Source organism: Dactylosporangium sp. CA-139066 (assembly GCF_050936175.1).
In the GTDB taxonomy this organism is placed as follows: domain Bacteria; phylum Actinomycetota; class Actinomycetes; order Mycobacteriales; family Micromonosporaceae; genus Dactylosporangium.
Genome location: NZ_JBNJNH010000002.1, coordinates 1,866,708 through 1,882,101 on the forward strand (window position 1 = coordinate 1,866,708; position 15,394 = coordinate 1,882,101).

8 protein-coding genes are annotated in these 15,394 nt (G+C 71.7%); 5 read left to right on the plus strand and 3 right to left on the minus strand.

Annotation, left to right across the window (positions count from 1 at the left end; all coding sequences use genetic code 11):
* The first annotated feature begins 2 nt into the window (after nt 1–2).
* Nucleotides 3–389 (plus strand): hypothetical protein, encoded by a 387-nt coding sequence (locus tag ACQEVU_RS53360; RefSeq protein ID WP_433338592.1) that lies wholly within the window; start codon nt 3–5, stop codon nt 387–389.
* Here the strand turns inward: ACQEVU_RS53360 and ACQEVU_RS53365 are convergent.
* Nucleotides 359–1,576 (minus strand): MFS transporter, encoded by a 1,218-nt coding sequence (locus ACQEVU_RS53365; protein WP_433338594.1) that lies wholly within the window; start codon nt 1,574–1,576, stop codon nt 359–361. The genes ACQEVU_RS53360 and ACQEVU_RS53365 overlap by 31 nt on opposite strands.
* A gap of 75 nt (nt 1,577–1,651) precedes the next feature.
* Between ACQEVU_RS53365 and ACQEVU_RS53370 the strand changes: the two genes are divergently transcribed.
* On the plus strand, nt 1,652–2,596 hold the full coding sequence (locus ACQEVU_RS53370) for a TIGR03557 family F420-dependent LLM class oxidoreductase (RefSeq protein ID WP_433338596.1): 945 nt from the start codon (nt 1,652–1,654) through the stop codon (nt 2,594–2,596).
* Here the strand turns inward: ACQEVU_RS53370 and ACQEVU_RS53375 are convergent.
* Complete coding sequence (locus tag ACQEVU_RS53375) at nt 2,576–6,430, minus strand: HD domain-containing protein (protein WP_433338598.1); 3,855 nt, start codon at nt 6,428–6,430, stop codon at nt 2,576–2,578. The genes ACQEVU_RS53370 and ACQEVU_RS53375 overlap by 21 nt on opposite strands.
* Nucleotides 6,431–6,629: 199 nt before the next feature.
* Here ACQEVU_RS53375 and ACQEVU_RS53380 point away from each other — a divergent pair, with 199 nt between their 5' ends.
* Both ACQEVU_RS53380 and ACQEVU_RS53385 read left to right on the plus strand, forming a co-directional pair.
* Nucleotides 6,630–7,967 (plus strand): ricin-type beta-trefoil lectin domain protein, encoded by a 1,338-nt coding sequence (locus tag ACQEVU_RS53380; RefSeq protein ID WP_433338600.1) that lies wholly within the window; start codon nt 6,630–6,632, stop codon nt 7,965–7,967.
* A gap of 69 nt (nt 7,968–8,036) precedes the next feature.
* Nucleotides 8,037–8,279, plus strand: coding sequence for a hypothetical protein (locus tag ACQEVU_RS53385; RefSeq protein ID WP_433338602.1), 243 nt, complete (start codon nt 8,037–8,039; stop codon nt 8,277–8,279).
* Here the strand turns inward: ACQEVU_RS53385 and ACQEVU_RS53390 are convergent.
* Nucleotides 8,276–9,013, minus strand: coding sequence for a DUF6082 family protein (locus tag ACQEVU_RS53390; protein WP_433338604.1), 738 nt, complete (start codon nt 9,011–9,013; stop codon nt 8,276–8,278). The two genes, ACQEVU_RS53385 and ACQEVU_RS53390, sit on opposite strands and share 4 nt — an antisense overlap.
* Before the next feature lie 590 nt (nt 9,014–9,603).
* On the opposite strand from ACQEVU_RS53390, the gene ACQEVU_RS53395 reads away from it, so the two are divergent.
* Nucleotides 9,604–15,357 (plus strand): ThuA domain-containing protein, encoded by a 5,754-nt coding sequence (locus tag ACQEVU_RS53395; RefSeq protein WP_433338606.1) that lies wholly within the window; start codon nt 9,604–9,606, stop codon nt 15,355–15,357.
* Nucleotides 15,358–15,394: the final 37 nt, after the last annotated feature.

The window sequence follows — 15,394 nt, forward strand, 5'->3', positions numbered from 1 at the left end:
CCATGGATGCGAGATCGAGCGGTGCCGCCACGCTGCTCAGCGCGCTGAACGAGGCGTGCGAGGACTTCCAGCGCTACGGCCAGCAGGTCGCCGCCACCCACCGCTCGCTGCACTGGGAGCTCATCGGCCGCTTCGGCCCCGGTGAGGCCCCGTTCGCGCTGGTCGGGGTGGTGCTGCGCTACGAGCGGACCACGGTCGACCTGGGCGTGGACCTCTGGGTGCGCGAGGGCGCGTTCGAGGTCAGCGGCTACGGCACCGTCGACGGGCGCCGCCTGCTCGTCGACCTGCCGGACGTGCTGACCGAGGACATCGACGTCGCCATCCGGACGCTGCGGGAGTACACCCGCCGGCTCTGCTCCTATCGCAGCGTGCTGGAGGACGTCGCGTAGGCGCCCAGCCCGGCCCGGTCCCCCTGCCGCCGCACGGCCAGCGCGACCAGCCCGAGCGCCGCGGTCGCGGCCCCGCACGCCACGATCGTCGCCTGCGGGCCGGCGGCCTGCACGAGCGGCGCCCCGAGCAGCGTGCCCAGCGGCGTGGACAGCACGAGCACGGCCCCGCGCGCGGCGAGCACCGGCGGCAGCCGCTCGGCCGGCACCGCGCGCTGGAACAGCGACACGCTCGTGGACGGGTACGGCGACCAGGCCAGCCCGGCCAGCGCCAGCGTGAGCAGGTCCGCCCAGCGCGGCAGGCCCAGCCCCAGCGGCAGGAGCAGCAGCCCGAACGCGGTCACCGAGCCGATCGTGGCCGGCCACAGCGGCAGCCGCGGCAGGTGCGCGGTGGCGATCGCGCCGACGACCGCGCCGATGCCGAAGCTGGTGTACAGCAGGCCGACCTCCTGCGCCGAGGCCGCGAACAGCGGCACGGCGACCGGCAGCGGCCCGAACAGCAGGAAGAACCAGAACGACAGCGCGGTCAGGCCGAGCAGCTCCCGGTCGCGGCGGATCGTGGCCAGCCCGGCCGAGCGGTGCTCCCGGCGTGGCAGGGGCACCCGGGGGCGTACGGCGGCGAAGGAGACGGCCAGCGCGGCGAACGTCGCCGCGTCCACGGCCAGCACCGCCGGGGCGCCGACCCAGCCGATGAGCAGCCCGGCGAGGATCGGCCCGGCCACCGTCGAGGCCTCCGTGATCAGGGTGAGCAGCGAGTTCGCCGGCAGGTGCAGGTTCTGCGGCAGCACCTGGGCGACCAGCGTGTACCGCCCGGCCGAGCCCCATGCGGACAGCAGCGCGGAGCCCGCGAGCAGGGCGGCGTACCGGCCGATGGTCAGCGCCTCCAGGGAGGCCAGCAGCGGTACCGCACCCAGGAACACCGCCCGCAGCAGCCCGTCGAGGGCCACCAGGTGCGCGCCGCCCCGCCCGCGCAGCAGCGGGGCCAGCACGATCGCGCCCATCGCCCCCGGCAGCGTGTAGGCGGCGATGGCCAGCCCCACCCACAGCCCCCGCTGGTGGTGGGGCGCGTACTGCACCGCGAGCCACCCGATCGCCACCGCGCTCATCCCGTCGCCGATCGCCGAGAGGGCGAGGCCGGGCAGCACCCGGCCGAACACCCGGTCCCGCATCACCGGCCAATAGGGAGACATCGATTGATTCTGTCCCATGGGCTGGCGTTCGGTCGACAACTGCGTAACCCACGCCACAGCGGGTAGCCCATGGTCATGGTGAACTTCGGGTACACGATGATGTGCGAACAGTCCGGCCCGACGCCGCTCGTGGACAACGCGGTGCGCGCCGAGCAGGCCGGGTTCGACTTCGCGGCGATCTCCGACCACTACAACCCTTGGCTGCCCGAGCAGGGCCACTCGCCGTTCGCCTGGTCGGTGCTCGGCGCGGCCGCGTACGCGACCCACGAGATCGAGCTCATGACGATGGTGACGTGCCCGACGCGGCGGTACCACCCGACGCTGGTCGCCCAGCAGGCGGCGACGGTCGGCGTCATGTCCAACGGCCGGTTCACCCTCGGCGTGGGCGCCGGGGAGAACCTCAACGAGCACGTCATCGGCGCGTGGCCGCACCGCACCCAGCGGCACGAAATGCTCGCCGAGGCGCTCGAGATCATCCAGCCGCTGCTGGCCGGCGAGACCGTGCGCCACTCCGGCTCGTACTACGACGTGCCCGAGGCCCGGCTGTGGGACGTGCCCGACGAGGGCGTGCCGGTCGTCGTCGCCGTCTCCGGCTCGGAGTCGCTGGAGCTCGCCGAGCAGGCCGACGGGGTCGTCGTCGTGCAGCCCGACGCGTCGCTGCGCCGGCCCGGCCGGCCGTTCTACGGGCAGGCGGCGCTGTGCTACGGCCCCGACGAGGCCGAGTGCCGCAAGCGGGCCTTCGACCAGTTCCGCTGGTTCGGCCTGCAGTGGCCGGTGATGGCCGAGCTGCCCGATCCGCGCGCGTTCGACGCCGCGGCCACGTTCGTCACGGAGGACGACGTCGCCGCGGCGATCCCGTGCGGCCCCGACACCGCAAAGCACGTCGAGGCCGTCCGCCGGTTCGTCGAGGCCGGGTGCACGCACGTCGCGCTGCTGCAGATCGGCGGCGAGCACCAGGCCGAGTTCATCGAGTGGGCCCGCACCGAGCTGCTGCCGGCGCTACACACCGCCGGGGCGTAGCCGCGGCAGGCGGGTGTCCACGTCGGGCACGGAGTAGCCCAGCGCCCGCAGCCGGGTGCTGACCTCCTCGATCGGCTTGCGGATCTTCTGCGCCGCGGCCAGCAGGTGGTTGAGCGGCACCGGCTGCGAGGCGTCCAGCCACGGCCGGGAGCCGTCCAGGTCGGTGCTGGCCAGCAGCAGGTCGTTCGGCTTCACCGCGTCGACGGCGATGCTGGCCAGGTCCACGTCCACGGTGTACCCCAGTGTCTCCAGCCGGGCCGCGATCTCGTGCACCGGCCGGCGGACCCGGCGGGCGGCCTGCAGCAGGTGCGGCAGCGGCACCTGCTCCTCCAGGTCCAGCCAGGGCTGCGAGCCGTCCAGGTCGCGGCTGGTGATGAGCAGGTCGTCCGGCTCCACCTGGTCCAGCGACGGCCCGGCGCCATGCAGGCTGACCGCGTAGCCCAGGAACGTCAGCCGCGCGGCGATGTCGTGCACCGTGCGCCGGGTGCGCTGGGCGGCCCGCAGGATGCGGATCGTCGGCACCGGCTTCATCGGGTCCAGCCAGGGATCCGACCCGTCGAGGTCCTCGCTGGTGATGGTCAGGTCGTCGGGCTCCAGGTGGTCGATGAGGATCGCGTCCGGATCGATGTCCACGCGGTACCCGCACGCCGCCAGCCGCGACGCCACCTCCCGCACCTCGCGGCCGGTCGACTCGGCCGCGCGCAGCAGGTGGATCAGCGGCACCGGCCGCGACGAGTCCAGCCACGGCTGCGAGCCGTCCAGGTCGCGGCCGGCCAGCTGCAGGTCCTCCGGCTCCAGCTTGACCACCTCGATCGCGTCGAGGTTGCCCCCCAGCCGGAAGCCGAACGAGCGCAGCCGGGCCGCCACCTCGGTGACCGGGCGCGAGGTGCGCTCGGCGGCGCGCAGCACGTGTACCGGAGCGACCTCCTCGGCCAGGTCCAGCCAGGGCGACGTGCTGTCCAGGTCGCGGGAGATGATCACGAGGTCGTCGGGCTCGGTGACCAGCGTGTCCCAGCCGCTGTCGAGCTGGTAGCCCAGCAGCGCCAGGCGGGCCGCGGTCTCGTCGGCCGGCAGGGCCACCTTGTGCGCGGCCCGCAGCAGGTGCAGCAGCGTCACCGGCTCGCGCGGGTCGAGCCACGGGTGGGAGCCGTCCAGGTCGCGGCTGGCGATCGTGAGATCCTTCGGGCCGAACTGCTCCAGCGGCAGCACGTCGACGTCGACGTCCACCTCGAAGCCCAGCTGCCGCAGCCGCGCCACCACCTGGTGGACCGTGCGGCCGCTCTTGTGCGCCGCCCGGAGCAGGTGCACGAGGTACACCGGCTGGTCCGGCTGCAGCCACGGCCGGGTGCCGTCCACGTCCCGGCTGGTGAAGATCAGGTCGTCGGGGTCCACGCCGACCGTCTCCGCCCCGACCGAAGGCTCGAAGCCCAGCGTCGCCAGCCGAGCCGCCACCTCCGGCGCCGAGCGGCCCGTCTTGCGGGCGGCCCGCACCAGGTGCACCAGCGGCACGATGTCGACCGGGTCGAGCCACGGGCCCGTGCCGTCGACGTCGACGCTGAGCAGTAGCGCGTCGGACGGGCGGGAGCGCAGGGCGCGCTTCCAGTCCGGGCCGGGCTTGAGCACCTTGCGGTACCGCCCGCCGGCCGCCAGGGCCGTCAGCCGCCACTCGACGAGCTCGTCCGGGCCGCCGACCGGCCCGTCGTTGGCCACGAAGCAGCCGGTGACGGCGGCGTCGACGGTCTCGCCGTCCATCTCCCACTTGCCGTGGCCGCGCTCGATCGCCTGCTCGAAGATGAGGTCGGCGACCAGGGGCCGCACCGGGGCGAGCCGGCACAGCCAGTCGTAGCCCAGCAGGGTCGTGCCCGGCGCGGTGAGAGCCGGCACCGCCTCCCAGAGCAGGCGGTCGACGTCGTCCTCGCGGTACGCCAGGATCTTCGTGCGGTCGACGGACAGCCGCGGCGCGAGGTCGCGGTTGAGGTTGACCACGGCGCCGAAGATCTCCTTGCCGGCGTAGAGCCCGTCGGCCAGCAGCGCGCCGTTGCCCTTGCACCACCACACCCGCGAGCCCTCGGCGGCCACGAAGCCGGTGCCGGTCTCGGTCTCCTCGTCCTCGTCCTCGTCGTCGACGGACGACACGGCCCGCGACAGCTCGCCCGGCACCCAGTGCAGGCTGGCCACGCCGTCGTTCGCCTCGGTGGCGAACTCGGCCACCCACAGCAGCTTGCCCAGCTCCTCGACGGAGGCGACCGTGATGCCCTCGCGCAGGTGCAGCCGGACCGTCGTGCCGGTCTCGGTGCCCGGCCCGAGGTCCTGGATGCGGAACAGGCTGCCCGGCCCGGCGATCGACACCCGCAGCCGCTCGCCGGCCTGCCCGTCGCGGCCCATCCGGCAGGTCTCGACGGTCAGTTCGTCGGCGAGCATGAAGTAGCTGAGCACGCCGATGCCGAAGCGGCTGTTCGGGTACAGCTGCACGGGCGGGTCCAGGCGGGCCCACTCGGCCTGCTCCTCGAGGAACTCGGGCAGGTCGGCCAGGCGCACGCCGGCCTGCGAGAACACCTCGCTGAGCTCGCGCACGCCCATGCCGATGCCGTTGTCGGTGCAGTCGAGGTAGCCGCGGCCGTGCTCGTCCACGCCCTGCACGAAGCGGATGCTCCCGTCCCAGGGGAGGGTGACGCCCTGGGCACGGGTGAGGTACTCGGTGCGGGCCTCCCGGTAGCGGCAGGCGTCGAGCGCGTTCTGGTAGAGCTCACGGATGGCCAGGGCCGGGTCGCCGTACAGCTGCTCGCCCATGAGCAGCTCCCGCACCCGGTCCTCGGCGAGCCGGAAGCGCACCCCGGCCGACTGGTAGGCCGGCGCGCCGTCGCGCACGAGCGGCCCGACGTCGTCGGTCGCGGCCCGGTTGGGCAGGTGCCGCAGCGCCGCCAGCTCCTCGTCCCGCGCCGCCGCCCGCTGCGCCTCGGCCAGCAGCTGGTTGAGCGTGTCGATGTGGGCGCGCAGCGCGACCTCGATCGACGGGTGCGCGCAGGCGGCGCTGAGCACCAGCGTGGCCCCGCGCAGCTCCCAGCCCCCGTCGCGCACGGTGTCGAGCACCTGCCCGGCGGTGACCGGGTCGCCGATGCCGAGGTGCTCGCCGATGACCTCGGGCAGCACCGTCACCTCGATCGCCAGCCCCCGCGCGATCGCCAGCAGGAACGCGACCAGCCGCTCCCGGACCTCGCCGTGGCGCGACAGCAGCGACTCGGGCCGGTCGTGGCGGTTGAGGAACGCCGGGTCGGCCCGGATCGCGCGCAGCATCTCCGCCGTGCGCGGGTCGGCGTCGAACCCGGTCAGCTCGGCCACCGTCGCCGGCTGGTAGGCCTGCGGCCGCCGCCCGATCCACCGGTGCAGCAGCCACCAGCCCAGCTCCGCCGCCGTCTCCCGGTGCCCGGCGCGGATCGCGGCCAGGGCCCGCCGGTGCGGCTGCGCATACGTCTGGGCGAAGCGCTCGAACGCGGCCCGGTCGCTCGACGCGTCCTGCGAGGGCTCCAGGTCGCCGGGTGTGACGCCGCGCTCACGGGCCGCCAGGCCGGACCACAGGGCATCGTGCAGCAGCGGTACCGCAACGAGCAGCAACGCCTCGTCGCCGGTCAGCGTCACGTCGTCCGGCAGCAGCTCGACCAGGCGCCCGACCTGCCGCGACATGCGGGCGGCGAAGTCGCCGTCCTGCCACGGATCGTCGCCCAGCAGCGCGCCGGAGCGCCCCCGCGCCGCGGCGAGCCCGCCGGCGAGCGCAACGGCCCGGTCACGGTGTGTCTCGGCGTCATCGACGCGACCCCACACCGTATGCTGCGCCACGATCGTTTCCCAGCCCTCTGGCACCATGCGGGAAAACTTACCGGCCGACCGCAACGCGCCGCGCCCAATACCGCACCTGGCGTTCCGGATGTGAAGGCTTCGCCCTTATGGCCGGTCGCCTTTGTTGCCGAAGCAAGTTACGGTGCCTCCGGCAACAAATCGATGTCTCGTTCGGCACCTTCGGAGGGGGAAGCTCGGCATGTCCGTCGCTGGAGACGGGAAAGACGCAGGCGAATCGGGTGGTACGGCGCCCGCGAGCCCGTCGCGCGCCCGCCACCGCGTGCCGCCCCCGGCCACGGCCGCGGCGTCGGTCCTGCCCGCACCCTTCGTCCCCGCCAAGCCGACCATCCCGGCGATCCCGCACCAGCGCCGCCCCGACGGCCCGACGGCGATCGCGACGGCGTCGATCCCGGCGGAGCCGCCCGCGGCCAGCGAGACGCTCGAGTTCATCGTCACGCTGCCCGGCACCGAGATCACGAACGACCCGTCCCTTGCGCCGCCCCCGTCCTCCGCTTCGCCTTTTTCGTCTTCTCCGGACGCCCCGGAGTCTTCGGATGCTCCGGACGCGGCTGTCGCTTCGGAGGAGGCCGTTGCTCCGGAGGAGGCCGTTGCTTCGGAGGAAGTCATTGCCCCGGAGGAGGCGGTCGAGACCGTCGAGGGCGAGCTCATGCCGGTCGGCAGCCCGATGTCGACCGTCGAGCCTGACGACTCGCCGACCATCGCCGACGTGGCCCCCGCGCTGGCCATCGTCGCCGAGGACGAAGACGAGGACGGCGCCGACTACCGCGGCACCCGCCGCCGCGTGGCCCCGTGGCGCCGCTACCCGATCGGCGCGGTCGCGGTGGCGGTGATCATCCTGCTCGTCACCGGCGGCGTGGCGATCCAGCTCGTGCGCGACGGCGGCTCGGGCGGCACCCACAACGAGGGCCTGCCCGGCCGCGTCCCCGGCGTGAACGTGCCCGAGCCGGTCGCGGCCAGCCCGACGCCGGAGGACTCGGCGAGCGCGGACTCCTCGCCGTCGGCCGTGGCATCCCGCTCCCGCGCCGCCTCCGCCTCGGCGTCGCACGCCCCGGCCGCGTCCTCCTCGGCGCCGGCCTCGTCGTCCCCGAGCGCGGCCCCGCCCCCGCCGCCGGCCCCGCCCACCTCGGGTCGCATGGTCGGCAAGCAGTCGCACCTGTGCATCGAGTACCGCGTCTCGAGCCGCAGCGTCTCGCTCGTCCTGGACACCTGCGACGCCCGGGCGACCAACCAGCGCTTCCGTGTCGCGGGCGACCCGAACAAGGGCGCCTTGCTGGTCACCGACAGCGGCCTGTGCCTGGACGTGCAGAACGCGGGCACGGGCAACGGGAACGCGGTGTGGGTGTACGCCTGCAACAACACCCCGGCGCAGCGCTGGGTCCACCACCCGAACGACACGTGGGAGAACCCGCAGTCCCACCGCTGCCTGGACGCCGCCAACGGCGGCACGGCCATCGGCACCCCGTTGATCATCTGGGACTGCAAGGCCAGCGACAACCAGATCTGGTCCATGGCCTGACGGCCGCTGTGGTACTTTTTCCCGGTTTGTACCGTTTCGCTCGCAGCGCTTCCCCATTCGAAGGATGAGATGACTAGCCTGCACCTGCGTCGACTGGGATCAACGCCTCGCGAGCGGGGTTCACGGGAAGAGCTCAGCTGCCCGGACATCTTCGAACTGCCCGACGGGCGGTTCGCCGTCATCGGCACCGACATGACCAGCGAGCTGCACTCCGTCCTGCCGGCCGACGCCGGCGTGGCGAGCTACGAGCGGATCGTGGTCATCACCCGCGACACCCTGCTGCACGCCAAGCGCGACATCCCCGACGCCTAGGTTTCCCAGTCACGGCGGGTCTCCTGGTAGGCCGCCTCGCACAACGAATCGAAGTCGCCCTCGGGCGTGCCGGGCGGCCGAGCCGCCCGGCGGAACTCCCGGACCGTCGCCCAGAACTCGCGCATGAGCGGATTCTGGAACTGGTCCGTCAGCACCGACCGGACGTACCGCTCGTCCCGGTCGCCGAGCCGGTAGACCAGGTTGTAGTGCCCGAGCACCAGGTTGGCGAAGAATAGCTGCTTCAGCCGCCGCGGCGGAATGTCAGGATCGAACCGCGACCAAACGGCGGCCAGGTCCGAGTCGCCGATGGCCATCTCGGCCAGATGGACGTGCAGCGCGCGGACGTCGGCTTCCGAGGAACGGTGCAATTCGCGCTGCGACTGCTCGGCGGCCTCGCGCTGCATGCGCAATTCTGCACGTTGCATCCGGAGCTCGTTGAACTGTACCCACAGGGTCGCGCCGACGACGACCAGCGCGAAGACGGAGAAGACCCCGTTCACCACGGAGAAGGCGTCGCTGAGCTCGTTCCAGTCGCGCGGCGCACGCATGCCGGTGGCCAGTTCGGCCGCCCCGATGCTGGCCAGGCCCAAGATGCCCGCAACCAGCGGCGCGCCGAGGCACAGCCCTGCGACGATCATGGGCCGCGCCGATCCGGCGCGACCGGCGGAATTCCTGCCCATCGCCCACCGACCCACCAAGAAGGCCCCCGCCGGCTGCGGGAACCGGATGGCCAAGGTTCCATCATGAGCGGATTTGGGGCGCTCGGCAGATCGAATTCCGTGACTCCCGACTGAATGAATCGTGAATGAGTCGGAAATCGTCCCTGCACGCAACAATATCATCTGCAATTGACCGCAGCCACCACCCGAAGCGTTCTCCCGTCGCATTCGCACGTGCATTTCACCCACCGGCGCCGTCGCCGCCCCGCTGGGCGGCGCCGGGCCGTAGCGCCGGGAAGGCGGCCCATCAGCTCCCGTTAGATGGGAGACGTATTGCAGTGATGCGTAGCAGCGCGCCCTCGCCGCACCTCCTCCGCCTCTGATTGCCGACTTTTCGGTCGAGGGGTGTAAATGGCACGCATCGGGTGGAGTCGCTCCCCCGGGGCCGTTATGTCTTCCCTGGCGGCGTGCCTCCGGCTAGTTTGTTAGGCAACACAACGAACCACCCCGGCGGGTGGGGACGCCCTCGGCGGGGCGTGCCCGGCCGCGTTCCGCCATGCAGTTGCACACCCCCTGCACCGAAACAGCTCAGCGGTATCGGCGACCGTTGCGCGAAGCCCTGCACAAGGAGCTCCGTGTTCAACGTTCGAAGGCGCGCGTCCCGCGTGCCGTTCATTGCTGCGGCCCTGCCGCTCATCGCGGGGGCGGCCGTAGCGCTGCCCTCACCGGCCCAGGCCAGTCCCGTCGCTCAAGGCAACCCTCCAGCTCAGCAGGTTCCGCAGGCGAACGCCGCCGCGGCGCCGTTCGACGTATTGGTGTTCTCCAAGACCGCCGGGTTCCGGCACGATTCCATCCCGGCCGGCATCGCCGCGATCCAGGCGCTCGGGGCGGCCAACGGGTTCACCGTCGACACCACCGAAGATTCGGCCTTCTTCACCGACGCCAACCTCGCCAAGTACGAGGTCGTCGTCTGGCTGTCCACGACCGGGGACGTGCTGAACGCCGAGCAGCAGGCGGCGTTCCAGCGCTACATCGAGCACGGCGGCGGGTACGCCGGCGTGCACGCCGCGTCCGACACCGAGTACGACTGGCCCTGGTACGGCGAGCTCATGGGCGCCTGGTTCAACAGCCACCCGGCGCAGCAGCAGGCCACCATCAAGGTCGAAGATCCCGCGCACCCGTCGACCAAGGATCTTCCGGCCAAGTGGAGCCGGTACGACGAGTGGTACAACTTCCGCACCAATCCCCGCGGGAAGGTCCACGTCCTGGCGAGTCTCGATGAGACGAGCTACGACCCGGGCGCGGGGGCGATGGGGGCGGACCACCCGTTCGCCTGGTGCCACGACTACGACGGCGGCCGCTCCTGGTACACCGGCGCGGGCCACACCCAGGAGTCGTACTCCGACCCGCAGTTCCTGAGCCACCTCCTCGGCGGCATCCAAACCGCGGCCGGCGTCGTCAAGGCCGACTGCAGCGCCACGCTGTCCAGCAGCTTCGAGAAGGTCACGCTCGACAGCAACACCAACAACCCGATGGAGCTCGACGTCGCCCCGGACGGGCGCGTGTTCTACATCGAGCGTGACGGGCGCGTGCAGATCGTCAAGCCGGACACGCACACGACGGTCACGGCGGCCACGGTGCCGGTCTTCACCGGCAACGAGGACGGGCTGCTCGGCATCACGCTGGACCCGCACTTCGCACAGAACCATTGGGTGTACCTGTACTACAGCCCGGCCTCCGGCCCGCCCCGCAACATCCTCGGGCGCTTCACGGTGAACGGCGACAGCATCGACCTCGCCACCGAGAAGCAGGTCCTCGTGATCACCACGCAGCGCAACACGTGCTGCCACGAGGGCGGCACGATGACGTTCGACAGCCACGGCAACCTGTTCCTGGCCACGGGTGACAACACCAACCCGTTCGAGTCCAGCGGATACTCGCCGATCGACGAGCGAGCCGGGCGCGAGGACTACGACGCCCAGCGCACCGCCGCCAACACCAACGACCTGCGCGGCAAGGTCATCCGGATCACGCCGCAGGCCGACGGGACGTACACCGTGCCGGCCGGCAACCTGTTCGCGCCCGGCACCGCGAAGACCCGTCCCGAGATCTACGCGATGGGCTTCCGCAACCCGTTCCGCATCGGCGTCGACCCGCTGACCGACACGCTGTACCTCGGCGACTACGGTCCCGACGCGGCGCAGGCCGACCCCAACCGCGGGCCCGGCAACACGGTGGAGTGGAACATCGTCGGCAAGCCGGGCAACTACGGCTGGCCGTACTGCACCGGCGCCAACGTGCCGTACCGGGACTTCACCTTCCCGTCCGGCCCGTCCGGCCCGGCGTTCGACTGCAACGCGCCGGTCAACAACTCGCCGAACAACACCGGCCTGACGAACCTGCCGCCGGTCATCGCCGCCACCGTCGACTACGACTACGACGGCAACCCGCGCTTCCCCGAGATCGGGGGCGGCGGCGCGCCGATGGGCGGTCCGGTGTACCGCTACGACGCGAACAACACCGCGGAGAACAAGTGGCCGGCGTACTACGACGGCAAGGCGATCTTCGGCGAGTGGAACCAGAGCAAGCTGTACACGATGCAGGTCTCGGCCGACGGCAAGTCCCTTGTGGACATCAACCAGCTGCTGCCCGGGATGTCGTTCATCCGCCCGATGGACATGGAGTTCGGGCCGGACGGCGCGCTGTACCTTCTCGAGTGGGGCACCGGCTTCGGCGGCAACAACGACGACTCCGGGGTGTACCGCATCGACTACGTGGCCGGCAACCGCGCCCCGATCGCGCAGGCCACCGCGAAGCCGACCAGCGGCGTCGCGCCCCTGACGGTGCAGTTCTCCAGCGACGGCTCGCGCGACCCGGACGGGACGCCGATCACCTACGCCTGGACGTTCGGCGACGGCGGCACGTCCACCGAGGCCAACCCTTCGCACACGTACACCAGCAACGGCAACTTCACCGCCCAGCTGACCGTCACCGATGACGGCGGCCGGACCGGTACCGCCAACGTGCCCGTGACCGTGGGCAACACGGCGCCGACGGTGAAGATCACGCTGCCGCCGGACGGGGGCTTCTTCGACTGGGGCGACCAGGTGAAGTTCACCGTCGAGGTCAGCGACCCCGAGGACGGGGCCATCGACTGCTCGAAGGTCCAGGTGCAGTACCTCCTCGGGCACGATGAGCACGCGCACCCGCTCCAGCAGTACACCGGCTGCTCCGGCTCCGTCCAGACGGCGCTGGCCAGCGGCCACGGCGCGGAAGCCAACGTGTTCGGCGTGATCGAGGCGTCCTATGTGGACAAGGGTGGCGCCGGCGGCGCCGCGCCGCTCACCGGCCGCTCGCTGATCCAGCTGCAGCCCAAGCGCAAGCAGGCGGAGTACTTCGCGGCGACCGGGCGCGTGCCCGGCGTCAACTCCGGCGGCACCCCGGGCGTGCAGCGGGAGACGACGGGTGACCCGCAGGGCGGCTTCCAGAACATCGGGTTCGTCGAGGAGGGCGACTGGTTCTCCTTCGCGCCGACCAACCTGACCGGGATCGACAGCCTGCGGATCCGGGCCGCCAGCAACAACGCCAGCGGCGGCACGATCCAGATCCGCACCGGGGCGGTGGACGGGCCGATCGTCGGCTCGGTCGCGGTGCCCGGCACCGGCGGGTGGCAGACGTACGTCGACCTGTCCGTGCCGGTCACCCCCAGCACCTCGTCCGGGCCGTTGTACTTCATCGCAACGGGCTCGGGTGCGGGGTACAACATCAACTGGGTCGACTTCCTGGGTCGCGGCGTGACCGACAACGCGCCGCCGGTGGTCTCGGCCGCGGCGAGCCCGGCGAGCGGCACGACGCCGTTCACGGTCGCGTTCACCGGCTCGGCGACCGACGCCGAGGGCGACAACCCGCTGACCTACGCGTGGGACTTCGGCGACGGCGGCACCGCGGCCACGGCGAACGCCTCGCACACCTACACGGCGCCGGGCAACTTCACGGCGACGCTCACGGTCACCGACGCCCGCGGGGCCAAGGGGACCGCGTCCGTGGCAGTGCGCGCGGAGGCGCCCAACACGCAGTGCTTCGGCGCGCGTTCGGACGACTTCCTCGGGTCCGCCCTGGACCGTACGAGGTGGACGGTCGTGCGTGAGGGCCAGTCGCTCAGCGTCGGCAACGGCTCGCTGCACCTGCCGACCGCGTCCGGCGACCTGTACGGCGGGACCAACGGCGCGACCAACCTCGTGCTGCAGCCCGCCCCGTCCGGCGCGTGGCAGGCCACCGCGAAGGTGACCCTGCCGGCGACGGCGAACTACCAGCAGGCCGGCCTGATCCTGTACGGCGACGACGACAACTACGCCAAGGTCGACCTGCTGTACGGCGACGGCCGCAAGGTCGAGTTCATCCGTGAGAGCGCCGGCTCGCCGCGCAACGAGGCCGCCGACGCCATCACCGCCCAGCCGGGCGACACGTACTACGTGCGGCTGATCTCCGACGGCACGAACCTCACCGCGGCGTACTCCGCCGACGGCACCACGTTCGTCCCGGTCGGGCGGTCGGCGGCGCTGGCCGGCATCGCCAACCCGAGGGTCGGGCTCTACGCGCTCAACGGCGGCACCACCGCGCCGGTCGTCGACGCGGCGTTCGACTGGTTCCAGATCACGCCCGACGACCCGCCGGCCAACGTTGACCCGAGCGACGAGTTCAACGGGTCCACGTTGGACCACTGCCGGTGGAACGCCATCGTCCGCGAGGACTCCACGGGGTACCGCATGGTCGGCGGCGCGTTGCAGATCGACGTGCCGAACGGCGACATCTACGGCACCGGCAACAGCGGGCCGAAGAACTTCATCCTGCAGAAGGCTCCGAGCGGCGACTTCACCATCGAGACCAAGGTGGACGGGTCGGCGTTCAACGAGCAGTACCAGCAGGGCGGCCCGATCGTGTATGTCGACGATGACAACTACGTGAAGCTCGACTACATCGCCGACAACTCGCCCGGCCAGGCCCTCGTGCGGCGCATCGAGTTCCGCAGCGAGATCGGCGGCGTCGTGCAGGACCCGCAGCCGAACGTGAGCAACCTGACCTCGGGGGTGTGGTACTTCCGCATCGCCAAGGTCGGCAACGCGTACACCGGCAGCTACTCCGCCGACGGCACCACCTGGACGACGATCGCCACGCACACCAACGCGGCGGTCGGGTCGAACACCAAGATCGGGCTCTACACCCTCGGCGCCGGCCAGACGGCGTCGAAGCCGGCCTCGTTCGACTACTTCCACGTCTCGGGTGGCGACACCACGCCGCCGACCGTCACCGCCACCGTGGACGGCACCGCCGTCAACGGCTGGTACGCCGGTCCGGTGACCGTGTCGCTGAGCACGAATGAGGGCCGCATCGAGTACCAGCTCGACGGGGCCACCACCTGGACCGCCTACGCCGACCCGATCCCGGTCAGCGGCGACGGAACCCACCAGGTGCGCTACCGCGGTACCGACGCGGCCGGCAACGTCTCGGCGGTCAAGACCCAGGACCTGAAGATCGACGCCACCGCGCCGGTCACCACCGCCAGCTTCGCGCCGGCCACCGACGCGGGCTGGCACAACGGCGCCACGCCGGTCACGCTCGCCGCGACCGACGCCGGCTCCGGGGTGACCAAGCTGGAGTGGTCGCTCGACGGCGGGGCCTGGACGCCGTACACCGCGCCGGTGAACGTCACCGGCGAGGGCCAGCACGAGCTGCTCTACAAGGCGACCGACGCCGCCGGCAACGTGGAGACGCTCAAGTCGGCGATCCTGAAGATCGACGCCACCGCGCCGACCGTCATCGTCGCCGGGCTGGCCGACGGGCAGCTCTACGGCGACAGCCAGGACGTCCGGGTCACCTGGCAGGCGATCGACTCGACGTCGGGCATGAAGTCGGTCAGCGGCAGCCTCGACGGCGGCGCCTACCAGACCGGGACGCTGCAGGCGATGTACGAGCTGGATCTGGGCATGCACCAGCTCAAGGTCGTCGGCACGGACAACGCCGGGAACGCGACCACGACCACGGTCACGTTCTTCGTCACCACCTCGTTCCGCGACATGCAGAACCTGCTCGACCGGTTCAAGGCCACGAGCCGGCTCTCCAACAAGGCGTACAACCAGCTGTCGGACGCGCTGGCCAAGGCCCGCAAGTCCGAGGCGAGCGGCAACGACACGAAGGCGCTCAAGCAGCTCGCGGACTTCCGCGCACTGCTGACGGCGTCCCTGGTGCCCGAGGCCGAGGTTCGCAACACGCTGGTCCGCGACGCCGACGCGATGACGGTCCGGCTCGGCGGCACGCCGCCGAACAACGCCGGCGTCAAGGCCAACTCCGGCAAGGCCCTCAAGGGCACCGGGCGCCTTGATTCGGACCCGAACCGGTTGAAGAAGAACGGAAAACTGTGAGGGTTCTGTACCTCATGATGGTGCTCGCCCTGTTCGC